The 25728-nt window shown below is 60.7% G+C and carries 21 protein-coding genes and 3 pseudogenes; 9 read left to right on the top strand and 15 right to left on the bottom strand.

Annotated elements, in window-relative coordinates:
- Window positions 1-81: 81 nt before the first annotated feature.
- From JBO08_RS00750 to JBO08_RS00735, 4 genes are all read right to left on the bottom strand, one after another.
- Window positions 82-336, bottom strand: coding sequence for a hypothetical protein (locus JBO08_RS00750; protein WP_065910602.1), 255 nt, complete (start codon window positions 334-336; stop codon window positions 82-84).
- A gap of 96 nt (window positions 337-432) precedes the next feature.
- Window positions 433-690, bottom strand: coding sequence for a hypothetical protein (locus JBO08_RS00745; RefSeq protein ID WP_065875133.1), 258 nt, complete (start codon window positions 688-690; stop codon window positions 433-435).
- A 127-nt stretch (window positions 691-817) separates the two neighbouring features.
- A complete protein-coding gene (locus JBO08_RS00740; RefSeq protein WP_065875134.1) occupies window positions 818-1240 on the bottom strand; it encodes a hypothetical protein in 423 nt (140 codons plus the stop codon).
- A gap of 193 nt (window positions 1241-1433) precedes the next feature.
- Complete coding sequence (locus JBO08_RS00735; protein ID WP_049710031.1) at window positions 1434-3017, bottom strand: peptide chain release factor 3; 1584 nt, start codon at window positions 3015-3017, stop codon at window positions 1434-1436.
- Window positions 3018-3312: 295 nt separating this feature from the next.
- Between JBO08_RS00735 and JBO08_RS00730 the strand changes: the two genes are divergently transcribed.
- From JBO08_RS00730 to JBO08_RS00710, 5 genes are all read left to right on the top strand, one after another.
- On the top strand, window positions 3313-4065 hold the full coding sequence (locus JBO08_RS00730; RefSeq protein WP_371905293.1) for an ABC transporter permease: 753 nt from the start codon (window positions 3313-3315) through the stop codon (window positions 4063-4065).
- Between the two features lie 20 nt (window positions 4066-4085).
- Complete coding sequence (locus JBO08_RS00725) at window positions 4086-4979, top strand: glycine betaine ABC transporter substrate-binding protein (RefSeq protein WP_065879626.1); 894 nt, start codon at window positions 4086-4088, stop codon at window positions 4977-4979.
- Between the two features lie 12 nt (window positions 4980-4991).
- Complete coding sequence (locus JBO08_RS00720; protein WP_027604864.1) at window positions 4992-5645, top strand: ABC transporter permease; 654 nt, start codon at window positions 4992-4994, stop codon at window positions 5643-5645.
- A complete protein-coding gene (locus tag JBO08_RS00715; RefSeq protein ID WP_053131666.1) occupies window positions 5642-6799 on the top strand; it encodes a betaine/proline/choline family ABC transporter ATP-binding protein in 1158 nt (385 codons plus the stop codon). The genes JBO08_RS00720 and JBO08_RS00715 overlap by 4 nt, the downstream gene beginning before the upstream one ends.
- A gap of 447 nt (window positions 6800-7246) precedes the next feature.
- Window positions 7247-8410 (top strand): type III PLP-dependent enzyme, encoded by a 1164-nt coding sequence (locus JBO08_RS00710; RefSeq protein WP_032861941.1) that lies wholly within the window; start codon window positions 7247-7249, stop codon window positions 8408-8410.
- A gap of 55 nt (window positions 8411-8465) precedes the next feature.
- Here the strand turns inward: JBO08_RS00710 and JBO08_RS00705 are convergent, their stop codons facing one another.
- The 3 genes and pseudogenes from JBO08_RS00705 to JBO08_RS00695 form a co-directional block, all read right to left on the bottom strand.
- Window positions 8466-8741 (bottom strand): type II toxin-antitoxin system RelE/ParE family toxin, encoded by a 276-nt coding sequence (locus tag JBO08_RS00705; RefSeq protein WP_083214645.1) that lies wholly within the window; start codon window positions 8739-8741, stop codon window positions 8466-8468.
- Window positions 8741-9007, bottom strand: a pseudogene (locus JBO08_RS00700) (CopG family ribbon-helix-helix protein). The gene JBO08_RS00705 and the pseudogene JBO08_RS00700 overlap by 1 nt, the downstream one beginning before the upstream one ends.
- 65 nt (window positions 9008-9072) lie before the next feature.
- A pseudogene (locus JBO08_RS00695) lies at window positions 9073-9348 on the bottom strand (sel1 repeat family protein); the annotation flags it as partial.
- Between JBO08_RS00695 and JBO08_RS00690 the strand changes: the two are divergent.
- Both JBO08_RS00690 and JBO08_RS00685 read left to right on the top strand, forming a co-directional pair.
- Window positions 9349-9535 (top strand): annotated as a pseudogene (locus JBO08_RS00690) (hypothetical protein); the annotation flags it as partial.
- A gap of 136 nt (window positions 9536-9671) precedes the next feature.
- Window positions 9672-12197, top strand: a complete 2526-nt coding sequence (locus JBO08_RS00685) for a sulfite reductase flavoprotein subunit alpha (RefSeq protein WP_220074601.1) — start codon at window positions 9672-9674, stop codon at window positions 12195-12197.
- Window positions 12198-12311: 114 nt separating this feature from the next.
- On the opposite strand, the gene JBO08_RS00680 is transcribed toward JBO08_RS00685, so the two are convergent.
- The 4 genes from JBO08_RS00680 to ptsP form a co-directional block, all read right to left on the bottom strand.
- Window positions 12312-13853: an alkaline phosphatase gene (locus JBO08_RS00680; RefSeq protein WP_065946182.1), complete on the bottom strand. Its 1542-nt coding sequence runs from the start codon at window positions 13851-13853 to the stop codon at window positions 12312-12314.
- A 192-nt stretch (window positions 13854-14045) separates the two neighbouring features.
- Window positions 14046-15758 (bottom strand): PTS fructose-like transporter subunit IIB, encoded by a 1713-nt coding sequence (locus JBO08_RS00675; RefSeq protein WP_065890531.1) that lies wholly within the window; start codon window positions 15756-15758, stop codon window positions 14046-14048.
- An 11-nt stretch (window positions 15759-15769) separates the two neighbouring features.
- A complete protein-coding gene (gene pfkB, locus JBO08_RS00670; protein WP_065875142.1) occupies window positions 15770-16690 on the bottom strand; it encodes a 1-phosphofructokinase in 921 nt (306 codons plus the stop codon).
- Window positions 16691-19549 (bottom strand): phosphoenolpyruvate--protein phosphotransferase, encoded by a 2859-nt coding sequence (gene ptsP, locus JBO08_RS00665; protein WP_065910606.1) that lies wholly within the window; start codon window positions 19547-19549, stop codon window positions 16691-16693.
- A gap of 292 nt (window positions 19550-19841) precedes the next feature.
- On the opposite strand from ptsP, the gene cra reads away from it, so the two are divergent.
- Window positions 19842-20837: a catabolite repressor/activator gene (cra, locus tag JBO08_RS00660; protein WP_065875144.1), complete on the top strand. Its 996-nt coding sequence runs from the start codon at window positions 19842-19844 to the stop codon at window positions 20835-20837.
- Between the two features lie 2 nt (window positions 20838-20839).
- Window positions 20840-21616 carry a TatD family hydrolase gene (locus JBO08_RS00655; RefSeq protein ID WP_065879632.1) on the top strand — a complete coding sequence of 259 codons (777 nt, stop codon included), beginning with the start codon at window positions 20840-20842 and terminating at the stop codon, window positions 21614-21616.
- On the opposite strand, the gene JBO08_RS00650 is transcribed toward JBO08_RS00655, so the two are convergent.
- From JBO08_RS00650 to ampD, 4 genes are all read right to left on the bottom strand, one after another.
- Window positions 21563-21994, bottom strand: a complete 432-nt coding sequence (locus JBO08_RS00650) for a hypothetical protein (RefSeq protein ID WP_065875146.1) — start codon at window positions 21992-21994, stop codon at window positions 21563-21565. The two genes, JBO08_RS00655 and JBO08_RS00650, sit on opposite strands and share 54 nt — an antisense overlap.
- Window positions 21995-22120: 126 nt before the next feature.
- Window positions 22121-22825, bottom strand: a complete 705-nt coding sequence (locus JBO08_RS28355; protein WP_405045949.1) for a methyl-accepting chemotaxis protein — start codon at window positions 22823-22825, stop codon at window positions 22121-22123.
- Window positions 22826-24296: 1471 nt separating this feature from the next.
- Entirely contained in the window at window positions 24297-25133 is an 837-nt protein-coding gene (ampE, locus tag JBO08_RS00640) for a regulatory signaling modulator protein AmpE (protein ID WP_065879635.1), read from the bottom strand.
- Complete coding sequence (gene ampD, locus JBO08_RS00635) at window positions 25130-25693, bottom strand: 1,6-anhydro-N-acetylmuramyl-L-alanine amidase AmpD (RefSeq protein ID WP_065910611.1); 564 nt, start codon at window positions 25691-25693, stop codon at window positions 25130-25132. The genes ampE and ampD overlap by 4 nt, the downstream gene beginning before the upstream one ends.
- Window positions 25694-25728 lie beyond the last annotated feature (35 nt).

Here is a 25728-nt window from a genome sequence, read left to right as displayed (position 1 = left end):
CAGGGCATTGCACGTGTTCTACAGCCCTTCCCATCAGGTTGCGCATCAGCTTGGCGGGAGGGGCTTTCTTTTTGGCGATGCCTACGTTTGGCTGTCGCCTTCATCGTCAGGGGCATCGCTGTCGGGGCCGTCTGTGGTGGAGTCGTCGTCACCCTCGCTGCCGCCCTGGTCCTGATCGCCGGGTTCAGCTTCGGATTTGGCCAACTGCAGATCTTGGCTATGCCCCGAAGACACAAGACCGCTGTGCACCGGATTTTGCGCCCAGGCCGTCGACGTCCCTAACGACAACAGCACCAGCACCTTTATCAACAGCACGACTCGTTGAAAAATACTCATGGTTGATTCCGCCCAGTCAGTAGGTAAATCCCACGCGACAGCCGTTCACCGTCGCCAGCGTTGACGCTAGTCCCAATGCCGGGTTTACGCCAGGCCTCAGGTGTCGCCGTCGTCGTAGGTTTCGCTGTCTTCGCCTTCGTTGTAGGGGTTTTCCTGGTCCTCCTTCGGGGCGGGCTGGGCTTGGGGCTGCCAGCTGCCGGAGTTGACTTCTTGTTGCTTACGCTTGCTGACAGGGCCGGTGTCTTTCCATGCAGGCGTTCCAGCGTCTGCGAGTGCCGTGGTGTGGGCCCAGGCGATGGAAAGTCCCAAGCCCCCCAAAAATATCAGACGGAGGGTGCGTCGAACACTTGGCAAGGAGGTCTCCTTTTCAGTCGTGGGTAAAGCCGCATCCGAAACGCTAGACCTGATGCACGGGTTGTGCAAATGGATACGTTCTCCCAGCCGAGCCTTTCAGGCGAAAATGGCGACTTACCACACAGGTTCATCCGTTGGAGGAAGGATTCTGCGCCCCGGTGAAGCGGTCACAGTATAACCCCCCCTCAATGTCACGGGTTTCCGTCGGTGAGCCATCACGATGAACCGTGACCTTGAAACTGACGATTGCCAAGGCCCCTGAGTGGCTGATGACACCATTCAGAACACCCGCTCTCCCATTCCATTTACGCCCATTATCAACTCTTGGCATGTACTCAAATCTCAGCTCGGTACTCAATGGGCTACCGGATAACCATAGCTCCAACCCTGTCCAGAACAACTGAATAGAACCCGCGTTCTGATCGGGAGAACCGGCCGTTATTACACCGCCGCCCCCTGCGTCATACATATTAGACGCACCTTGAAATATCAGGTTTGCATGGCTGCTATCTTTGAACCTGACTTGCCCTGCATCTAATTGAACCGTCATGACCTTTCTCCTGTTGAAATGACCTGCGGAACGCGGGAACACATGTCTGTGAGTTCACAAACTAGTTCACCCCAAATCCAGCGTCTACTGTCAACTCTGACAGCGGACAGCCATGTCAACAGGCTCTTGCGCAGCCGAAAAAAAACCTCACAGACTCGCGCCTGTGAGGTTTTTTAGTCCCCCCGATAAGAACTCAGTGGTGTTCGCGGGTCGCACGGAATTTCACATCCGGCCAACGCTCTTCCATCAGCGCCAGGTTGACCCGCGTCGGCGCCAGGTAGGTCAGGTGGCCACCGCCGTCGATCGCCAGGTTTTCCACGGCTTTGTTGGAGAACTCTTCCAGCTTCTTCTTATCGCTGCAATCGATCCAGCGCGCGGAGTACACGGTGATCGGCTCGTAGGAGCATTCGACCTTGTATTCCTCTTTCAAGCGGCTGGCGACCACGTCGAACTGCAGCACACCGACGGCACCAAGGATGATGTCGTTGCTGCGCTCGGGGAAGAACACCTGGGTGGCGCCCTCTTCCGCCAGTTGCTGCAAGCCTTGGCGCAGTTGCTTGGATTTCAGCGGGTCGCGCAGGCGCACGCGGCGGAACAGTTCCGGGGCGAAGTGCGGGATACCGGTGAAGCCCAGCGCTTCGCCTTCGGTGAAGGTGTCGCCGATCTGGATAGTGCCGTGGTTGTGCAGACCGATAATGTCGCCGGCGTAGGCTTCTTCGAGCTGTTCACGCTCGGAGGAGAAGAACGTCAGGGCGTCGCCGATGCGCACGTCCTTGCCGGTGCGCACGTGGCGCATCTTCATACCTTTTTCGTATCGGCCGGAGCAGATGCGCATGAAGGCAATGCGGTCACGGTGTTTCGGGTCCATGTTCGCCTGGATCTTGAACACGAAGCCGGTGAATTTCTCTTCCACAGGCTCAACGGTGCGCTCGTTGGCGACGCGGGCCAAAGGCTTCGGCGCCCAATCGACGACGGCGTCGAGCACGTGGTCGACACCGAAGTTGCCCAAGGCCGTCCCGAAGAACACCGGGGTCAGTTGGCCGTCGAGGAATTCTTGCTGATTGAACTCATGGCAGGCGCCCTGCACCAGTTCCAGCTGGTCGACGAAGCGGTCGTACTCGTCACCCAGGTGGGCGCGGGCTTCGTCCGAATCGAGTTTCTCGATGATCTTGACGTCGGTGCGCTCGTGACCGTGGCCGGCGGTGTAGACAATGATGTAGTCGTCGGCTAGGTGATACACGCCCTTGAAGTCGCGGTAGCAACCAATCGGCCAGGTGATCGGCGCGGCCTTGATCTTCAAGACGGCTTCGATTTCATCCAACAGCTCGATCGGGTCGCGGATGTCGCGGTCGAGTTTGTTGATGAAGCTGACGATCGGCGTGTCACGCAGACGGCACACGTCCATCAGCGCGATGGTCCGTGGCTCGACACCTTTACCGCCGTCGAGGACCATCAGCGCGGAGTCGACCGCGGTCAGGGTGCGATAGGTGTCTTCGGAGAAGTCTTCGTGGCCCGGGGTGTCGAGCAGGTTGACCATGTGGTCGCGATACGGGAATTGCATGACCGACGTGGTAATGGAAATACCCCGTTGTTTTTCCATTTCCATCCAGTCAGAGGTGGCATGGCGGTCGGACTTGCGGGATTTCACCGTGCCGGCCACCGCGATTGCCTTGCCCATCAGCAACAGCTTCTCGGTGATGGTGGTTTTACCGGCATCGGGGTGGGAAATAATGGCGAAAGTGCGGCGTTTCGCGACTTCGGCGGCCTGGTGGGTCATGGGAAATCGCCTGGCAGGTGAGTCAAAAAAGGGCGGCGAGTATAGCGCAAACCCGGGCGGCCAGACCACCGTTCAGCCCATTGGGGGTGGCTAAATGCTGCCAAGTGTGGAACCTTTTAAAAGGTAGAGACGTCCACTCCCCTGCTATCGCACTCGAAACAGGGGCTGATAAATCAGCAAGTTAGCCTGACGAGGCTGCGCTCATGGCTCGATCGCATACCGCGTTGCCGGTATCGGCGAGCTGCATTTCGCGACCACATTCAGAGGCAGCCAGGAATGGCATTGCCGCCGGAGAATGTGGGCGCCGACAGAAGAAAAAAGGAGTCCGCCTGTGGCTATTCGCTATGGCAAAGGGCTTATGGGAGGAGCGGTTGTCGTCGCTCTCCTGGCCCTGCTGATCCACTGGATCGGCATCAACACGATCGAACTGTACCGCGACGATTTGTTGTTTTACCTGCAAGCTCATTTGATCCTGGTTCTAGTCTCCATGCTGGCCGCCCTGATTGTGGGCATCCCCGCCGGTATCCTGCTCAGCCGACCGAACATGGTCGGGCGCGCAGAACGCTTCATGCAGATCTTCAACATCGGTAACACCGTCCCGCCCCTGGCCGTACTGGCCATCGCCCTCGGCGTCCTTGGCATCGGCAGCGGCCCGGCCATTTTTGCGCTGTTCCTCGCCTCCCTCCTGCCTATCGTGCGCAACACCTACGAAGGCCTGAAAAACGTTCAAGGCTCGCTGAAAGAAGCCGCCACCGGCATCGGCATGACGCCGCGCCAGGTGCTGTTTCGCGTGGAATTGCCCAACGCCGTGCCGATCATCATCGGCGGCGTGCGCGTGGCCCTGGCGATCAACGTCGGCACCGCACCGCTGGCGTTCCTGATTGGTGCCAACAGCCTGGGCAGCCTGATCTTCCCCGGTATCGCCCTGAACAATCAGCCGCAATTGCTGCTCGGCGCCGCGTGCACCGCGTTGCTGGCGTTGCTGCTTGACGGTCTGGTGACCATGGCCAGCCGCCTCTGGCTGGAACGCGGGTTGCGTCCGTCTTAAGGCTTGGCAAAGGAAATCACATGAAAAGACTGACTCTGATATTGAGCTGCGTGCTGCTGTTTGCAGGCATTGCGCAAGCCGCTGAAAAACCGTTGATCCGCATCGGCGCCCGGGTGTTCACCGAACAGACCCTGCTGGCCGAAATCACCTCCCAGTACCTGCGCACCAAGGGCTATAAAACCCAGGTGACCGGCGGCCTGGGCAGCAACCTGGCGCGCAGTGCCCAGGAAAGCGGGCAACTGGACCTGCTGTGGGAATACACCGGCGTGTCGCTGGTGGCCTACAACCATATCGACGAGAAACTCGACAGCGAACAGTCCTACGCTCGGGTGAAAGAACTCGACGCGAAAAAAGGCCTGGTCTGGCTCTCGCCGTCGCGCTTCAGCAACACCTATGCGCTGGCGTTGCCCGAGAACGTGGCCAAGGAATTCCCGCAGATCAATAACATCAGCGACCTGACCCAAGCCCTGGCGGAAAAAACCAAAGGCACGCGCCTGGTGGCCCTGGACACCGAGTTCGCCAACCGTTCCGACGGCATGGGTGGCATGGTCAAGCTGTACGACATGAACCTGACCCGCAAAAACACCCGGCAGATGGACGCCGGCCTGGTCTACACCGCGCTGCGAAATGGCCAAGTGTTTGCCGGCTTGGTCTACACCACCGACGGTCGCCTGAATGCCTTCAAATTGAAGCTGCTGGAAGACGACAAGCACTACTTCCCGGACTACACCGCTGCGCCGGTGATCCGTCAGGACTATCTCGACAAACATCCGCAATTGGCCGCTGAACTCAAGCCGTTGGCCGATCTGTTCGACGATAAAACCATGCGCGAGCTGAACGCGCGGGTCGACGTCGGCCATGAAAGCCCATCCGCTGTTGCCGCCGATTTCCTGCGCCAACACCCCATCAACTAAAGAGGAGAAGACATGGAATTCCTGAACGCCTTTTCCCATCTTGATTGGGCCCAGGTCCTGCACCTGACCTGGCAGCACATCACCCTGGTTGGCATCGCCGTGATCCTGGCAATCGTCGTAGGCGTGCCGCTGGGCGTGCTGATGACACGCTTCCCGACGCTGGCCGGCCCATTGCAAGCCAGTGCCACGGTTTTGCTGACGGTGCCGTCTATCGCCCTGTTCGGCCTGTTGTTGCCGTTCTACTCCAAGTTCGGCCAGGGCCTGGGGCCAATGCCGGCGATCACCGCCGTGTTCCTCTACTCCCTGTTGCCGATCATGCGTAACACCTACCTCGCCCTCACCGGTGTGGAACCGGGCATCCGTGAAGCCGCCAAAGGCATCGGCATGACCTTCGGCCAGCGCCTGCGCATGGTCGAGCTGCCTATCGCCGTGCCGGTGATCCTCGCCGGTGTACGCACCGCCGTGGTGATGAACATTGGTGTAATGACCATCGCCGCCACCATCGGCGCCGGTGGCCTGGGTGTACTTATTCTGGCTTCCATCAGCCGCAGCGACATGTCGATGCTGATCGTTGGCGCCGTGCTGGTCAGTCTCCTGGCCATCTTCGCCGACCTGCTTTTGCAATGGCTGCAACGCTCGCTGACTCCAAAAGGACTGCTCAAATGATCGAACTTCAAAACCTGACCAAGACTTTTCAAAGCAACGGCAAGACTGTTTCCGCCGTCAACGACGTAAGCCTGACCGTCAACGAAGGCGAGATTTGCGTATTCCTCGGCCCTTCGGGCTGCGGCAAGAGCACCACACTGAAAATGATCAACCGCCTGATCAAGCCGACCTCGGGCAAGATTCTGATCAACGGCGAAGACACCACCGACCTCGACGAAGTGACCCTGCGCCGCAACATCGGTTATGTGATCCAGCAGATCGGCCTGTTCCCGAACATGACCATCGAGGAAAATATCGTGGTCGTGCCCAAATTGCTGGGCTGGGACAAGCAGAAATGCCACGACCGCGCCCGCGAGTTGATGAGCATGATCAAGCTGGAACCCAAGCAATACCTGCATCGCTACCCGCGCGAATTGTCGGGCGGCCAGCAACAGCGTATCGGCGTGATCCGCGCACTGGCGGCCGATGCGCCGCTGCTGCTGATGGATGAGCCGTTCGGCGCGGTCGACCCGATCAACCGCGAGATGATCCAGAACGAATTCTTCGAGATGCAACGCGCGCTGAACAAGACCGTGATCATGGTCAGCCACGACATCGACGAAGCCATCAAGCTGGGCGACAAGATCGCGATCTTCCGCGCCGGCAAGCTGCTGCAGATCGATCACCCGGACACTTTGCTGGCGCACCCGGCCGACGAGTTCGTCAGCAACTTCGTGGGCCAGGACAGCACCCTCAAGCGCCTGTTGCTGGTGAAAGCCGAGGACGCGGCGGATAACGCGCCGTCTGTGAGCCCGGAAACACCGGTGGCCGAAGCATTGGAATTGATGGATGAAACTGACCGCCGCTATGTGGTGGTCACCTGTGCCGAGAACAAGGCGCTGGGGTATGTACGACGTCGCGACCTGCACCGTCAGACCGGTACTTGCGGCCAATACCTGCGCGAATTCAACGCCACGGCGGCGTATGACGAGCATTTGCGCATCCTGCTGTCGCGCATGTACGAGTTCAACCGCTCGTGGTTGCCGGTGATGGATGCGGAGCGGGTGTTCCTGGGCGAGGTGACGCAGGAGTCGATTGCCGAGTACCTGAGTTCGGGTAAGTCGCGTGGGGGCAAGACCAGTATCGTTTCGCCTGCTGAAACTGCGCTGGCCTGATCAATCGCTATCGCAGGCAAGCCAGCTCCCACATTTGATCGCGTTGTCATGAATAACGCCGATCCCTGTGGAAGCCGGGCTTGCCCGCGATGAAGGCATCACAATTCACGCTGATTTACCCCATTCGGGGAACATCATTCCGTCACACCTGTCGGTTACATAAGTAGCTGTACCGGTCCTCGCGACGAACGCGTGCAAAAACGCGACATTTTTAGTTGATCCCACGCCCATCAAGCCCTAAAGTTCGCGCCGAACGTCCATGCTGGAAACGATCCATCCGGCTCAAGTACTGACGACGAGACAGCAAGGCCAAGGGAAGCGGTTACGCCCATGGCCTTTTTGCTTTCGGCGACATGCCTTGGGAAGTAGGCGAACCAAAGTGGGGATACGGAGGACGTTCATTTGCACCCATTGATCAATTTAGTTTGCCCTTAGGAGTCTCCCAGCATGTCGATCAACGTCGAAGATTATTTCGCGCGCGCCACGTTTGACAAAATGAAGGCGTTCGCCGACAAGCAAGAAACCCCGTTCGTGGTGATCGACACCGCGATGATCAGCCAGGCCTACGATGACCTGCGCGCCGGTTTCGAATTCGCCAAGGTCTACTACGCAGTCAAGGCCAACCCGGCCGTCGAGATCATCGACCTGCTCAAGGACAAAGGTTCGAGCTTCGACATCGCCTCGATCTACGAGCTGGACAAAGTGATGGACCGTGGCGTCAGCGCCGACCGTATCAGCTACGGCAACACCATCAAGAAATCCAAGGACATCCGCTACTTCTACGAGAAGGGCGTGCGCCTGTTCTCTACCGACTCCGAAGCCGACCTGCGCAACATCGCCAAGGCCGCGCCGGGTTCGAAAGTGTATGTGCGTATCCTCACCGAAGGCTCGACCACGGCTGACTGGCCTTTGTCGCGCAAATTCGGCTGCCAGACCGACATGGCCATGGACCTGCTGATCCTCGCCCGCGACCTGGGCCTGGTGCCTTACGGCATCTCGTTCCACGTTGGCTCGCAACAGCGCGACATCAGCGTATGGGACGCGGCGATCGCCAAGGTCAAGGTGATCTTCGAACGCCTGAAAGAAGAAGACGGCATTCACCTCAAGCTGATCAACATGGGCGGTGGCTTCCCGGCCAACTACATCACCCGCACCAACAGCCTGGAAACCTACGCCGAAGAAATCATCCGTTTCCTCAAGGAAGACTTTGGCGATGAACTGCCGGAAATCATCCTTGAGCCGGGCCGTTCGTTGATTGCCAACGCCGGTATCCTGGTCAGCGAAGTGGTGCTGGTCGCGCGTAAATCGCGCACCGCCGTCGAGCGCTGGGTGTACACGGACGTGGGCAAGTTCTCCGGCCTGATCGAAACCATGGACGAAGCCATCAAGTTCCCGATCTGGACCGAGAAGAAAGGCGAGATGGAAGAAGTGGTCATCGCCGGCCCGACCTGCGACAGCGCCGACATCATGTACGAAAACTACAAGTACGGCTTGCCGCTGAACCTGGCGATTGGTGATCGTTTGTACTGGCTGTCGACCGGCGCTTACACCACCAGCTACAGCGCGGTTGAGTTCAATGGGTTCCCGCCGTTGAAGTCGTTCTACGTGTAAGCGTACTGCCAATAAAAAACCCATGACGTGTCATGGGTTTTTTTATGAGTAAAAATCATCGAGCTTCGCGGACGAGCCACAAGCGCAAGATATAGCTTGTGGATTCTTGAATCTCATACCTCATCTCGTACCGGCCCACTAAAAGCCCTCTTACATCGCGTGGTTCGAATTCTTCGACTCGCTCACCTAGACGTAGATTAGTCAGCAAACTCGTAGGTGCTTGGGACAGAGACTGCACGGTGCGTGCCGCAGCCTGTCGATTGACTACAGCGAGGAAGTCGAAAAGCCGAGCCAGGTCTGATAAGGCTCTACTAGTCCACTTCAACTCCATCAACGCGGCACCGGCAACGGCGTATCGGTGCTCAAACTGTCAACCCAAGCTTGCACTGCCTGCTGGTCAATCACACGACCAGCGTCAACATCGGCCATAGCCTCCCGCGTGAGCCGGCTGCGCTCCTCTTCAAGATCAACCCAATCGGCGAGGGCTTGCTTGACGATCCAACCTCAAGAACGATCCATTCGCGCCGCCATCTGATCGACCTTTTGCGCCAGCGCCGTGGGGACGTGAGCTGTCAGTACTTTGGTGTCCGCCCCCATAAACCCTCTCTCCGCATCGATGCGAGATACATGATTAAAACTGAATCACACCTAATCATAGTGATTTACGCTCGGACAACAACCTCAATGCTCGGCCGCTCATCGTTTAATCGAGCAATTTGCACCTCAAACTCCTCTGCTACGGAGTGGATCTCTGGTTGCTTTGCTTTTAAAAGCGCTTTATGCGCCACCCGCAAAAACCTCAGATTCCCGCCCGCCAACGCCTTGCGCAACCACACTAACGCCGCATCGATCTGGCCTCTGTCCGCCAGCACCGCCGCGTAGCTGAACTGCCCGCGAAAATCCCCGCCTTCGGCTGAGCGTCGGTACCAGCCCACGGCGTATACGTACCGTCCTACACCCGCTACGACGTTCTTGGCCAGCTACGAGCTGACCAAGAACGTCGACCTTCAATTGAACGTGCAAAACCTGACCGACAAGGTTTACTACGACAAGGCATTCTCGACCCACTTCGCCAACCAGGCGGCCAGTCGTACGGCACTGTTGACCACCAGCTTCCACTTTTAAACAGCAGCGCCACGCAGCAAAAAGCCCCACGCATCGGATGCGTGGGGCTTTTGCGTGTTACACAGAATGTTTCTCGACAAGCCACGGCATAATGCGCGCCGTGCCCTACATATTCAGATAGACGAGGCGGTCAGACGTGTTGAAGAAAACCCTGTTCCAGTTGCACTGGTTCTTTGGCATTACTGCCGGGCTGGTGCTGGCCTTGATGGGGACCACCGGAGCTGCGGTCTCGTTTCAGGATGAGATTCTGCGGGCGCTCAACCCCACGGTACTGAGCGTCGAGAAACGCGAAGCGGGTGTGCTGCCGCCCGCCGAGCTGGTGCGCAAGCTGGAGGCCACTGAAGGCAAGACCGTGTCCATGCTCTGGGTGGAAAGCGAAAGCGGTAACGCTGCACGCGTGTTCTTCACCCCGCCGCCCGGCGAGCGCCGTGGCCAGATGCGCTACTTCGACCCCTACACCGGCGACTACATGGGCGACGCCGTCGGCCAGGACGCGTTCGGTTTTATCCTGCAACTGCACCGTTTCCTGGTCATGGGCGAAACCGGCCGGCAGATCACCGGCGCCTGCACGCTGATCCTGGTGTTCTTCTGCCTCTCCGGCTTGTACCTGCGCTGGCCGCGCCAAGTGGCGAGCTGGAGGGCCTGGCTGACGTTGGACTGGCGCAAAAAGGGGCGCAGCTTCAACTGGGACCTGCACTCGGTATTCGGCACCTGGTGCTTGCTGGCCTATCTGCTGTCGGCGCTGACCGGGCTGACCTGGTCCTACGACTGGTACAGCCAGGGCCTGACCAAACTGTTGTCCGACGCGCCTCACAATGAAAGGGTTCGCAAGCGCGGCCCGGCGCCCGACGGTGCGGCGCCAGTGGCCAACTACGACGCAATCTGGAGCAGTATCTACAGCAACGCCGGCCCAGGTTTGAGCGCCTATAACATCCGCATGCCAGCGGTCGCGGGGCAACCCGCCACGGTCTACTACCTGCTGAGCAACTCGCCCCATGACCGCGCGCTGAACCAGATCAACCTGGACCCGGCCACCGGCGAGGTTAAATCCCACGACCAATACGCCAGCAAGACGCTCGGCGCCCAATTGCTGACCAGCGTTTATGCGCTGCACACCGGCAGCTACTTTGGCCTGACAGGGCGGATTATCCTCACGGTCAGCTCATTGCTGATGCCGTTGTTCTTCATCACCGGCTGGCTGCTCTACCTGGACCGTCGTCGCAAAAAACGCCAGGTGCGCGATGCACGGCAAGGGCTCACGGCCAATACCAGCGATGCCCCGGCCTGGCTGATCGGCTTTGCCAGCCAGAGCGGTTTTGCCGAACAACTGGCCTGGCAGACCGCCGGGCAACTACAAGCGGCAGGCTTGCCGGTGAAGGTGCAGCCCCTGGGCAGCGTCAGCCAGGATGACCTGCGTCAGTCAGAAAATGCGTTGTTCGTGGTCAGCACCTTCGGTGACGGCGAAGCCCCCGACAGCGCCCGTGGTTTCGAGCGCAGCGTGCTCGGCCAGGACCTGTCCCTCAAAGGCCTGAACTACTCGGTACTGGCCTTGGGTGACCGCCAATACGAACACTTCTGCGGTTTTGCACGGTGCCTGAGTTTCTGGCTGACCAACCAGGGCGGCAACCCCCTGTTCGCGCCCGTGGAAGTGGACAACGGCGACACCACCGCCCTGCTGCACTGGCAACAACAGCTTGGACAACTCACAGGCCACGCCCCCGTGGCAGCCTGGCCGACCGCCCAGTACGAAAACTGGACGCTCAGCCAACGCACCCTGCTCAACCGCGACAGCAGCGGCTCGAACGTGTATTTGCTGGGCCTCACCTCGCCTTCGCCGCAAAGCTGGCAAGCCGGTGATCTGGTGGAAGTGCTGCCACGCAATTGCCCCTGGGCCATCGAACACTTCCTCGCCGGCCTCGGCCTGGCCGGCAGCGATGGCGTATTGATCGACGGCATGCCGCAGTCCCTCAACCAAGCGCTCGCCACGCGCCAACTGCCGGACAACCGCACCCACTTGGTCGGCCTGCACGCCCAGGCCCTGGTGAACGCGCTGGTGCCCCTGGGCATGCGCGAATACTCCATCGCCTCGATTGCCAGCGAGGGCGTGCTGGAGTTGATCGTGCGCCAGGAACGCCACCCCGACGGCAGCCTGGGGTTGGCCAGTGGCTGGCTCACCGAGCACGCCGCCATCGGATCAAGCGTCAGCCTGCGCCTGCGTCGCAACAGTGGCTTCCACCTGCCGGAGGCACCGGTGCCACTGATCCTGCTGGGCAACGGCACCGGCCTGGCAGGCCTGCGCAGCTTGCTCAAGGCGCGGATTGCCGATGGGCAGCAACGCAACTGGCTGCTGTTCGGCGAACGTAATATCGCCCACGACTTCCTCTGCCAGGACGAATTGCAGGGCTGGTTGGCCAGTGGTGATCTGGCGTTGCTGGACCTGGCGTTTTCCCGCGATCAGGCAGAGAAAATCTATGTGCAGGATCGCCTGCGTGAATCGGACGATGTGCTGCGTAAGTGGCTGGCGGATGGCGCGGCGATTTATGTGTGCGGGAGTTTGCAGGGGATGGCGGCTGGGGTGGATCAGGCGCTGGTGGATATTCTCGGCAGTGAAGCTGTAGAGCGGTTGATCGAGCAAGGTCGCTACCGCCGGGATGTCTACTGATCCCTCATAGACAATGAGATCAATGTGGGAGCTGGCTTGCCTGCGATAGCGATAGTGAATTCACGACCGCTATCGCAGGCAAGCCAGCTCCCACAGTTTTGATTGCATTCCACGTCAGGCTGGTTGGAGTTTTTGCTCGAACACTGATACGCCATCCAAATCACGAAGGATGACCGTCAATTCCGCCGTCCGCCCATCAATCTGCACCTCGCCAAAAAACTGGAACCCGGCAAACGGTGAGGTGTTTTGCGCCGGTGGTGCCTTCTCGAACACCACCTCGGGCCCAAAGGTTTTATCCAGTGGATTAGGCCCGAAACTCCCTGCGTTCAGTGGCCCGGCGACAAACTCCCAGAACGGCTCGAAATCCTGGAACGCCGCGCGATCCGGGTGGTAATGATGCGCGGCGCAGTAGTGCACATCCGCTGTCAACCACACATGGTTGCGCACCTTCTGAGCCCTTAAAAAGCCCAGTAATTCGGCGACTTCCAACTCGCGACCTTGCGGCGCACCCGGGTCGTTGTTGGCGATGGCTTCCCAACGCGCTACACCGGGGTTCAATTCACCGTCAGGCACGCCAAGACCGATGGGCATGTCGGCGGCGATCACTTTCCACTGCGCCTTGGACGCCTTGAGTTCGCCCTTGAGCCAGTCCAATTGCTCACGACCGAGGAAGGGTTTTTCGCCGCCCAGGTTGTCATCGTTGGGGCCACGATAGCTGCGCATATCCAGCACGAACACATCCAGCAACGGACCATAACTGAGCTTGCGATAAATCCGCCCACCGCCATCTGCGCTTTGCCGGCGCATCGGGGAATATTCCAGCCAGGCCTGGCGTGCGCGGCCGACCAAGGTGTTGATGTCCTTGGTCTGGTAACGCTCATCGAGCTGCTTGCTCGGCGACCAGTTGTTCACCACTTCGTGGTCGTCCCATTGCCAGATCTGCGGCACCTCGGCGTTGAAGCGCCGCACGTTTTCGTCCATCAGGTTGTAGCGGTAATTACCGCGATACTCATCCAGGGTTTCGGCGACTTTGCTCTTGGCTTCGGTGGTGATATTGCGCCAGATACGCCCATCTTCAACCTTAAGCTGCGCCGGTACCGGGCCGTCGGCGTAGATGGTGTCGCCGCTGTGGATAAAGAAATCCGGCAGGCGCAGGCGCATGGCTTCGTAGATGCGCATGCCGCCGATGTCCGGGTTGATGCCGAAGCCTTGGCCGACGGTGTCGCCGCTCCACACAAAACGGATATCGCGGCGCTGTTGCGGCACGCTGCGCAAGTGGCCGAACCAGGGTTCGCTGGCAACACCGGTCTGGGCGTCTTCGAAATGCACACGGTAGAAAATCGCCTGGTCGGCGGGCAACCCGGTGAGTTCGACGCGGGCGGTAAAGTCTGTGCGGTTGTCGGCAAGCGGCGAGATGAATTTGCGCGGGTTGCTGAATACGCTGCGGGTGTCCCACTCCACCACCATGCGCGCGGGGCGGTCGCTGCGGCTCCAGATCATCGCGCGGTCGCCGAGCAGGTCGCCGGACTGCACACCGTCAGTGAGTTGCGGGCGGTCCTTCACGGAGGCGATCACTGCCGGGGCCAGGCCCGGTAATAACAGCCCGGCACCGACAGCTTGCATCACGCGGCGGCGGCCGAGATCGAAGTGGCTCATGCAGGTGCCCTCTTGAGGATCAAAAGGGAAACTAAACCACGGCGGCATGAAGCAGATATGACACCAGCCCCACAGACAATGAAGATCAAATGTGGGAGCTGGCTTGCCTGCGATAGCGGTGTATCAGTAACAAATTTGCAAGCTGACCCACCGCTATCGCAGGCAAGCCAGCTCCCACACTTTTAAACCGAGTCAGGCCTTGGCAGGTGTCATCTCCAGTTCGACCGCTTCAGGGCGCTTGATCAACGCGTAGACCAAACCGGTCAACAAACTACCCGCAACAATCGCCAGCAGATACAGCAGCGCATGGTTCATCGCATTCGGGATGACCAGCACAAACAACCCACCATGGGGCGCCGCCAGTTTGCAGCCGAAGTACATCGACAGCGCGCCGGTCAGGGCGCCGCCGGCGATGCTGGCCGGGATCACGCGCAGCGGGTCCTTGGCGGCAAACGGGATCGCGCCTTCAGAAATAAAGCACATGCCGAGGATCATCGCCGCCTTGCCGGCTTCGCGTTCGGCCTGGGCGAACTTGCGTCGCGCCAGGAACGTAGCGATGCCCATGCCAATGGGCGGCACCATGCCGGCGGCCATGGTCGCCGCCATCGGCGCACCGCTGGACGCCGCCAGCAAGCCGACCGAAAACGCATACGCCGCCTTGTTGATCGGCCCGCCGAGGTCGACGCACATCATGCCGCCCAGCAGGATGCCCAGCAGCACCGCATTGGTGGTGCCCATGGTGCTGAGGAAGTCAGTAAGGCCCGTGAGCAGACGCGCCACCGGTGGGCCCACCAGGTAGATCATCGCCAGGCCGGTGAACAGGCTTGCCAGCAACGGGATGATCAGGATCGGCTTGAGCGCTTCCAGGCTTTGCGGCAATTGCACCGCACGCGAGATGAACTTGACGCAGTAGCCTGCGAGGAAACCGGCGAGGATGCCGCCGATAAAACCCGCGCCCAGGGTGCCCGCCAACAGGCCGCCGATCATCCCCGGCGCAATACCAGGACGGTCGGCAATCGAGTAGGCGATGTAGCCCGCCAGCAGCGGCACCATCAGCATGAAGGCGCGATCGCCGACGGTTTTCAGCGCAGCGGCGAGGGTGCCCTCTTGTTCAAACGCGTGAATACCGAACACGAACGACAACGCAATCAACAACCCGCCCGCCACCACCATCGGCAACATGAACGACACGCCGGTCAGCAGGTGTTTGTACACACCGGTTTTTTCTTTCTTGGCCACCGCGCCGCTGGCCGCGCTTTCCACGGCACCTTCGGCGAGGGCCTTGTTGAGGGTGGCTTCGGATTGCTTGAGGGCAATACCGGTGCCGCAGCGGTAGATCTTCTTGCCGGCGAAGCGCTCGGTGGCCACTTCAATATCGGCCGCCAGCAGCACCACGTCGGCATTGGCAATAGCTTCCGGACTCAATGGCGTGCGTGCGCCGACCGAACCCTGGGTTTCGACCTGCAAGTCATAGCCCAAACGCTTGGCCGTCTGCTGCAAGGCTTCGGCGGCCATGAAGGTGTGGGCGACGCCCGTTGGGCAGGCAGTAATCGCGACGATGCGCGGTGTATTTTTGGCTACAGGTGCAGCCGCAACGTAGACCTGCGCCTCTTCGGCGCCGCGACGCAACACGGCGTCGACATCCGCCAACGCCTGGGCCGGGGTACTCTGGAACACGCGCTTGCCGACAAACCGTTGCATGTCGACAGGGGTGCTGCTGACCAGCAACACCCACTCAGCGTCGTCGATTGTGGCCTGGGACAACTGGCGTTCCGGGCGCTGCACATCCACCACCTCAACGCTGGTGCTCCAGCCCTGGCGCTGCGCGGCAGCGTCCAACAAGCGGGCGCACAGCACACTGGTGACCATGCCGTTCGGGCAGGCAGTAACAATGGCTAACTTCATCACAAACCCTCTTATTGTTCTGTCAGCGGGCGTACGTGTACGCCGCTTTCGAGACGCGCCAACTGCGCGTCATCGCTGATGCCAAAACCAATCTGCGTAACCGCCATGGCGGCAATCGCCGTGGCCCGGCGCAGGGTGTGCTCCGGCGTATCGCCACTGAGCACACCGTGCAGCATCCCGGCCAGCAGCGAGTCGCCGGCGCCGACGGTACTGGCGACCGTCACCTGTGGCGGCGTGGCATGCAGCGCCCCGGCCGGGCTGTACCAGGTCACGCCGGCGGCGCCGTCGGAAACCACCACATGCTCCACGCCCTGTTGATGCAACTGGTTGATGGCGTCCGTGGCATTACCCAAGGCTTCGGCCAGCTCTTCGGTGTTGGGTTTGACCATCCATGGGCCAGCCTTCAAGCCGGCGCGCAGCGCCTCGCCGCTGGTGTCCAGGGCCACTTTCAAACCGAGCGCCTTGAGCTCCTCGAGCAAGCCCTGAAACCATTGCGGGCTGACGCCGCGCGGCAAGCTGCCGGCCACCACGACCGCATCGAATTCAGGGCCGATCATCGCCACCCTCTTGAGCAGTTCTCGTTGCGCCTGCTCACTCACCACAGGCCCCGGCGCATTGATGTCGGTAACGCGGCCGTCCTGTTCGGCAATCTTGATGTTGCTCCGGGTTTCGCCCGGCACGCGAATGAACGCGTCGCCAAACCCACGGCTGGCAATCAGTGCATCAAACGCCGCGGGGTTTGCCGCACCGAGAAAACCACCCACGCTCACGTGATGGCCCAAATCCGCCAGCACCTGCGCCACATTCACGCCCTTGCCGGCGGCATGGGTGAGCACGGTTTCGCTGCGGTTTACTTCACCCGGTTCCAGGCGCGCCAGGCGTATCGTCAGGTCCAACGCCGGGTTCAGCGTCAGGGTCAGAATCCTTGCCATCTACACGGCCTCCACTAGGGCACGCACTTCGGCGGGCGAGCCCACCGCGAGTGCTTTTTGCGCCAGGCCCTGGGCCTCGCTCAGACTGAATTCGCGCACGCGCGCCTTCACTTCAGGAATGCTGCGGGCCGACACGCTCAACTCATCCACCCCCAGGCCGATCAACACCGGCACCGCCAGCGGGTCCGCCGCCAACTCACCGCACACCCCCACCCATTTGCCATGGGCATGGGCGGCGCGCACGGTGATATCGATCAGTTGCAACACCGCCGGATGCAGGCCGTCGGCCTGAGCCGACAAGGTCGGGTGGCCGCGGTCGATGGCCAGGGTGTACTGGGTCAGGTCGTTGGTGCCGACGCTGAAGAAGTCGACTTCCTTGGCCAATACCGGCGCAAGCAAAGCGGCCGATGGCACTTCGATCATGATGCCCAGTTGCAGGTCGGCCACCGGGATTTCCAGGCGCAGGCGCTCGGTCATGTCGCGGGCCGCGCGCCATTCGTCAACGCTGCCGACCATGGGGAACATGATGCGCAGCGGGCGGTTGTCCGCCGAGCGCAGCAATGCGCGCAATTGCGCTTCCATGATCTGCGGGCGTTGCAAGGTGAGGCGAATGCCGCGCACGCCAAGGAAAGGGTTTTCTTCCTGGGCAATCGGCCAATACGGCAGCGGCTTGTCACCGCCTACATCAAGGGTACGAACGACCAATGGGCGACCACCGAGGCCATCGAGCACGCGGCGGTACTCGGCTTCCTGGGTGGCTTCGTCCGGCGCTTGCGGGTGGGCCATGAAAATCAGTTCGGTACGCAGCAAACCGATGCCTTCGGCGCCCTGCTCCACCGCGCTGGCAACGCCGGCGCTTTCGCCGATGTTGGCGAATACTTCAACGGCGTGGCCGTCACGGGTCAATGCAGGTTCATGACGCTGCGCCGAAGCGGCTTGCAGGCGTTGCTCACGGGTGTCGCGCTCAACCGTGGCGCGCTGCAGGGTGGCAGCGTCGGCGTCGACATGCAGGCGACCGCGTTGGCCATCCAGCAGCAACGGCGTACCGGAGGCCAGCAGCAATACGGCGGGACCCGCACCGACGAGCGCGGGAATACCGAGGGCACGGGCGACGATGGCGCTGTGGGCGGTAGCCCCACCACGGGCGGTGAGGATACCGGCGACGCGCGAGGGATCAAGCCGTGCAACGTCGGACGGGCCGACTTCGTCCATGACCAGAATGTAAGGTTCACTTGGCGCCTGAACCGTCTCAACGCCGCACAATTGCGCCAGCACTCGGCGGCCGACATCACGCAGGTCAGCCGCACGTTCGGCGAGCAAAGCATCCTGCAACGACTCCTGCTGCTTGGCGGCGGCTTCGATCACGCTCATCCACGCCGCTTCGGCGCTCTCGCCTTGCTTGAGGCGGGTGTCGACTTCGTCGGTCAGTTCCGGGTCGTCGAGCATTTCCTGGTGAGTGATGAAAATCTCGCGGATAGCCTTGGATTGGCTGCGTTCGATCAGCCCGTGGATATCACTGCGCACCTCGGCCAGGGCGCTTTGCAGGCGCTGGCGCTCAATGGCGGCGGACTCGCCGCGCAGTGGGTAATCGAACGTTTGCTGAACCTGGATATGCGCAGGGCCAATGGCGATGCCCGGCGCGGCGGCGATGGCCTGGATCTGGCTGCCGGCCTGCGGCGCGCTGAGCACCGGCTCAATGTCGAGGACTTCGAGCTGGGCGCTCAGGGTCGGCAGCGGCTCAACGTCTTCGCCGAGACCCTCTTCCACCGCCGCCAACAGCGCAGGCAGTGCATCGCCAGCAATCGTCGGCTCGGCGACAAACTCCAGCACCTGGCCGCGACGCGCGCCGAGGCTCAGCAGTTTGCTCAGGCTTTTCACCGACACGGCGCCCACCGGGCCATCGACGATACGCACGCGAATATCGCCTTCAAAACTTTTCGCCAATTGCGCGAGGATCTTCGCCGGGCGTGCATGCAAGCCGTGGGCGTTGGCCAAGGTGATGCGCGCGCTCGGCCAGTCCGGCGGCAGTTCGCCGCCGAGCACTTCAAGCACCGCGCGGCTGCTGGTGGCGCGGCCGAGTTCCTGGCCGCGACCTTCAATCAGCAAGGCACACAAGCGCTCAAGCAGCGTCTGGTGGGCTTCACCCAGGCTGGCCAGGCAGAACAGGCCATTGAGTGGCTGGCCGAGGTAACGCATAGGTTTATCCGGCGTGACAAACGCCAGGCCCGGGCGCTTGACCGTTTGCTCGCTGTGCAACCACCACAGGCCATCGCCCAGGGGCAGTGCGTCGACCTGCTGCAGGACGGCGGCGAAACCGTTGCTGACACAATCGGCTTGGCGCAACAGGCGGGCGCCGCGCCACACCAACTCTTCGAAATCATCGGCGGACACGCCCAGGCCGATCATCTGCGCATCCAGTGCCAACTCCTGCGGCGCACCTTGCAGCAGCTTCAGCAAGGCTTCGGCAGTGCCGGCACGGCGCAGTGCCTGGCCCAGATCGGTTTCGCCAAGGGCCCGGGTGAGCAGTTGCAACAGGCGCAGGTGTTCGTCGGATTTAGCGGCAATGCCGATCGCCAGGTACACGATCTGGCCGTCACCCCAGTCCACCCCTTCGGGGAACTGCAGCAGGCGCACACCGGTAGAAAATACGTAGTCACGGGTTTCGGGGGTGCCATGGGGGATGGCAATACCTTGGCCGAGGAAGGTCGAGCCCTGGGCTTCACGGGCTTGCAAACCGCTGAGGTAACCCTCGGCGACCAGGCCATCGGCCACCAGTTTTTCAGCGAGCAGGTGCAAGGCAGCAGATTTATCCACAGCCACCTGGCCCATGGAAATCTGCTCTACAGTGAGCTCAAGCATGCCGTTCTCCTAGTTAGTGCGGTGGCGCACTAGGTATTGTTTTAAACAAACAGTGTAAGGGGTGTTCATCAATACTGACTGAGCAGTCAATTGGCAGTAACTACTCAGACGCGATCTTCGTAAAAATACGCCGGCTGAAACGTTTAATCTAGACTTTATGGAAGACTACGCGTTAATTGCTTGTCCTTGAAGAACCGCTCGGCGCTTGAGCCAGGACATTGGTCGTGTACAGGAATCGGTTACGATTGGACAAAATGTCGGGGCAAGCGCCAAAAAACAAGGAAATCCCGGTTTGAAACTCAGTGATATCGCACGTCTCGCCGGTGTGTCCGTGACCACCGCCAGCTACGTCATCAATGGCAAAGCCGAACAGCAACGCATCAGCAACGCCACCGTCGAACGGGTGCGTGCTGTCGTCGAAGCCCATGGCTTTACCCCCAACCCCCAGGCCGCCGGGCTGCGCAGTCGGCACACGCGCACCTTGGGTTTTATCCTGCCCGACCTGGAAAACCCCAGTTACGCACGAATCGCCAAGCTCCTGGAGCAAGGCGCACGGGCGCGTGGCTATCAGTTGCTGATCGCCAGCTCCGACGATGACGCCGACAGCGAGCGCCAATTACTGCAACTGTTCCGCGCCCGCCGCTGTGATGCGTTGTTTGTGGCCAGTTGCCTGCCGGCCAGCGATGACAGTTATCGCGAGCTGCAAGCCAAAGGGTTGCCGGTGATTGCCATCGACCGGGTGATGGGCGCGGATCAATTCTGCTCGGTGGTCAGCGACGATCGCCAGGCGTGCCAGCAATTGACCAGCAGCCTGCTGCAACCGCTGCCCAAGCAGATCGTGCTGATCGGCGCACGGCCCGAGCTGAGCATCAGCCAGGAGCGTGCCGCTGGTTTCCGTGAAGCACTCGAAGGTTTCACCGGCGAGGTCATCGTCGAACACGGCGAAGCGTTCAGCCGCGACTGTGGCCGACAGTTGATGGAGCAACTTCTGCGTCAACTGGGGCATTTGCCTGACGCGCTGGTGACCACGTCCTACGTGCTGCTGCAAGGCGTGTTCGACGCGTTGCATGACTTCCCACTCAAATCACGCCCGCTGCGCCTGGGCACGTTTGGTGACACCCAGTTGCTGGACTTCCTGCCGTTGCCGGTCAACGCCATGGCCCAACAACATCAGCAGATCGCCGAAACCGCCCTGCGCCTGGCCCTGGCCGCTATCGAAGAAGAGCAGTACCAACCTGGCGTGCACGCCATTGGCCGGACGTTCAAGCAGCGTATTCACGAGGCCTGAGCGTGGAGCTGATCGACACCCACACCCACCTGGACTTTGCGGATTTCGACAGCGACCGCCGGGACGTCCTCAGTCGTAGCCGGGCATTGGGTGTGCGCCGCATGGTGGTGCTGGGGGTGTATCAGCAGAATTGGCAGCGCCTGTGGGATCTGGTGCAAGCGGACGAAGGTTTGTTCGCCGCCTTTGGCCTGCACCCGGCGTACCTCGATGAGCATCGCCCCGCCGACCTGACGGAATTGGGCGACTGGCTGACTCGCCTGCACGGCCACCGGCAACTGTGTGCGGTCGGTGAGATCGGCCTGGATTACTTTCTCGAGCAACTGGACCGCGAACGCCAGCAGAGCCTGTTTGAAGCTCAACTGAAGCTGGCGGTGGACTTCCAATTGCCAGCGTTACTGCATGTACGTCGCAGCCACGCCGCGGTGATCGCCATCCTCAAGCGCATCCGCCTACCCCGTGGCGGCATCATCCATGCGTTTGCCGGCAGCCAAGAAGAGGCCCGCGAGTACATCAAGCTCGGCTTCAAGCTGGGTTTGGGCGGCGCCCCTACCTGGCCCCAGGCCCTGCGTATGCACAAGGTATTGGCGCAACTGCCGCTCGACGCGGTGGTGCTGGAAACCGACTCGCCCGATATGGCACCGGCCATGTTCCCCGGCCAACGCAACAGCCCCGAGCACCTGCCAGCCATCTGCACCGCCCTTGCCGAGCGCATGGGTATCAGCTCCCTATTGCTGGCTGAGGCGAGCACACGCAATGCGTGCGAGCTGTTCAATTGGTAGGTTCGGCGTGATCCCTTGCAGGTCCAGCGTTATCTGCTGGCGGTAACGGGCATAACGCAACGCCAGGAAATGCACCAGCAGCACCACCAGCGAGACGTTGAACTGGCCAATCACACTGATCAGCCCCAGCCACTCCGCGACCAGCACCACAATCAACACAATACAGGTCAAGACCACCATGCTTGGGCGCACCAGTGCCCAATGGTCCAGGGACTTGAACTGACGCAATTGCCGGGGGCAGTTCAATCGCAAAATCCACTGGCAGTACGGGCAATCGAATGGCTCTTCGATAGCAATGGCATTTAATTGCCAAGGCTTGAGTTCAAAGGTGATGTTGCAATGGGCGCAGTGCCCTTTGATGCCGATTGCAGCGGTCATCGCTGTGCCTCCCCAGAACTTGAAATCGAGTGAAAGAATTTTCACCCATTCAGGGGGCCAGAAAAGGGACGCCGGAAAATCAGGACAAGCACCACGCCATCCAGCGATAAATCCTACGTCCAGGTCTTATACGCGAAACGCACCGATCAATTGCTTCAACTCGATCACCTGCATCGATAACTGCCGGCTCGCCGCTTCGGTCTGATGCGCGCCCTCGGCGGCATATTCGCCGGCCCGATTGATTGCGACGATATTCTGGTCAATATCGTGGGCGACGGCCGTCTGTTGTTCCACGGCGGCAGCGATCTGCTGGTTCTGATCGACGATCATGCCCACGGCACCGAGGATATTTTCCAAGGCCTGCTGGACCCTTTCCGACTGCTCCACGGTGCCATTGGCCATTTCATGGCTGCTGCCCATGGCCTTCACGGCGGCCGACACACCGCTGTGCAAGCGGCTGATCATCTGTTCGATTTCTTCTGTGGAGTCCTGCGTGCGCCGGGCCAGGGTGCGCACCTCGTCGGCCACCACAGCAAAACCACGCCCCTGCTCACCGGCCCGCGCGGCCTCGATGGCGGCGTTGAGTGCCAGCAGGTTGGTTTGCTCGGCAATGCTCTTGATCACTTCCAACACACTGCTGATGGACTGGCTGTCGGTGGCCAATTGGTTAATCACCCGCACCGACTGATCGATCTCCGAGGCCAGCCGCGCGATGCTGCCCTGCTGGGATTGCACCAGGCTACGGCCACTGACAGTTTCATCGTTGACGCTCTGGGCACTGCTGACCGCCGCCGCCGCACTGCGTGCGACTTCCTGGGCTGTGGACGACATCTGGTTCATGGCCGTCGCGACTTGCTCGATCTGCGTGCGCTGCCCGGACACCGCCTGATTGCTCTGGGCTGAGACCGTTTCCACCTGGCCGGCCTGGAGTTCGACCTGGCCGACGGTGTGCCCGACACGTTCAATCAAGTCATGGATCTTCGCTACGGTGCCATTGAACACCTGGCCCAGGTCGCCCAACTCATCGCGGCTATCCGCGACAAAGGTGACCGTCATATCGCCGGCCGCCACCTTGTCCATCATCGTCCCCAGGCGCCGCAGGGTTGTGCGCGTGGAGGCGTAAAACCCTGCGTACAAATAGAAGATCAGCAGGAACACGACCGTCAGGGCCAGGACCAGCACCACCATGTGCGTGCGGTTCTGCGCCAGGCGTTGCTCCAACTGCTGTCCGAGAAAGGCCAGGGTGGCGTCGTCCAACTGGTAGGTCTGGGCCATCAGCTGGCTGATACCGTCGTAGAAACCCTGCCAGGGCGCGTCAAGGGTTTCGGCCATCACCACCTGCTCCTCAAACAACTCACTGCCTTGCTTCAAGCTGGCGTTACTCGCCTTGGCCAGGCCATCGAGTGCAGTGTGCGCGGCTATGCTGGCGCCCAAGGCATCCTGCAACTTCAAGCCATATTCAGCCTGGAGTTTTTCCAATTGCTGCAACAGTTCGTCAAAGCGCGTACTGGACGACGAATTGAGAAAACCTTGGCCCAGGGAATACGCGCCGATTGCCCGACCTTCACCCAGGGTCTGCGTGACTTGCGGGGTCACGCTGGTGATCAATTCGCTGAGCTGGCGCAGATCGCTCTGGGGGTCGCGGCTCAAACCGGATTGGCTGGCGATGATCTGGCTGAGCATCTGTGCCTTGTTAAGCAACTTGCCGATCAGTGCACTTTTGCTCAGCAGCGATGTTTCCTGCTGCTGGGCCTTGAAGGCCGCGATCAACTCGTCGCGCTTGCCGTCAAAGGCGGCAATTTGCTCGGGATCGGTCGCCATGGCGCTGAGGCTTTGCAGGCGGCTCAGGACACTGCTTTCCAATGCGCTGATCTTGCCCTCAAGGTCGCCGGCCTTGCCGGACTGGCCAAGGGTGGCGTTGATTTGGACTTGGTTGTTGAGGGTTTCCAAGTCGCGGCGCAAGGCCAGGCTGCTGCCGAGCAAGTCGAGGCTTTGCAATTCCACGCGTGTGCCCTGGAATTCACGCCAAGAATCGCGCACCAGGTAATAGTTGGTCGCCAGCATGGGCAGCAGGAACAGCACGCTGATCAAGCTGAACTTCATGCCGAAGCTCAGGCGGTTCATCAGCGCGACGGCGGGATAGAGCAAGCTCTTCACAGGTGAACTCCCTTTCTTTTATTTTTATTGAGGCCCAGGGCGGCAGTTAGCCAGCATCTGTATAGCTCAATTTGAAAGGGAGTTTTGTAACTTAAGGTTAACGGCAGCGGGGCTGCCGAAAAATAATTTGCCCGCATTCACTCGGCTAGGGCAATACCGTCCAGATTGCAAACCCGGCGTACCACAGCACGGCGGCGCGCAGCAGCAGTTCCCATATGCGATCCAGGCTGTTGATGCCATCGGCGCCCACCGCTGGTGGCGGGATTTCGGCGGCGACCAGGCCGACTTTTTCCACCAATTGGGCAGCGCTGATGTCCCAGCTCAGCAGTTCGTGCAGCATCACGCGGCCAACCGCGACGAAGTTGCCCACCAAGGCAAAGCTGGCCGCCAACAGGCGCACCGGCAGCCAGTCAAACGCGTGGCGCAGTTGCCCGGCGCGCTCGGCGACCCGTGGGTTCTTGCTGTGCTCACTGGCCAGGGCAAGTAGGCGATAGGCCAAGGCAGCCACTGGGCCCAGCAGGAAGTACCAGAAAATCACCGCAAAGAAGCTCTGGTACGCCTGCCACAACAGATGGCCCTGAACGCGTTCGAGCAGCTGTTCGCCACTGTCGGCGCTGAGGTTCAGGTCACGTTCGGCCACGTGCTCGGCAGCTTGCAGGTCGCCACGGCGCCAGGCATCGCGAAACGGACCGAGCCCGGCGAGCAGATCACCACGGCCCAGGCTGTAGATCACTACCACCAGGTGCACCGGCAGCGCCAACAGACCGTAGGCCACCGGCTCCAGCACCAGCAGCAACAACGCCAGCAATGCCACCGGCAACAACACCAGTACTACCAGAATCAGCCAGGGACGCTTGCCCATGCTCGGGCTCGATTCCAGCTTGGCCAGTTCGCGCAGCCAACCACCATCGCGCTGCAACCGCTGGCGCAGGGCCGAGAACTTCTCGATCCATACGGCCAGCACCAACACCAGAAAACTCATCGTGCGTGTCCTCCATCCTGCAGGGCGCTGCGAAAGCGCGTCCAATCAAAAGCGGGGCCGGGATCGGTCTTGCGTCCCGGCGCGATATCGCTGTGACCACAAATGCGCTGGGGGGTGATGCCCGGGTAAGCCGCCAGCAATTGGCGGGCCAGATCGGTCAGCGCCACATATTGTGCGTCGGTAAACGGCTGATCATCCGTGCCTTCCAGCTCTATCCCCAGGGAAAAGTCATTACAGGTTTCCCGGCCCTCGAAATATGAGACCCCGGCATGCCAGGCGCGGTCGAGGCAGGAGACAAACTGCGTCACCGTGCCATCGCGCTCAATCAGAAAATGCGCAGACACCCGTAGGTCGGCAATCCCTTCAAAGTAGGGATGTTCCGTGACATCCAGGCGGTTCTGGAAAAATTCCTGCACTTTACCGGTGGCGAACTGCGCCGGTGGCAAACTGATGTTATGCACCACCAACAGTGAGATTTCGCCTGCGGGGCGCTCGTTGAAGTTGGGCGAAGGGCAATGACGAATGCCCTGGCACCAACCGCTGGTGGGGTCCAACTGCATACAGGTTCCTTGAACGAGACAACGTATGACCAGTA

This window comes from Pseudomonas sp. LAP_36, from assembly GCF_019456785.1.
Lineage (GTDB): Bacteria > Pseudomonadota > Gammaproteobacteria > Pseudomonadales > Pseudomonadaceae > Aquipseudomonas > Aquipseudomonas tritici.
Note: the sequence above shows the minus strand (reverse complement) of the source record. Positions and strands in the feature narration are given on the sequence as shown.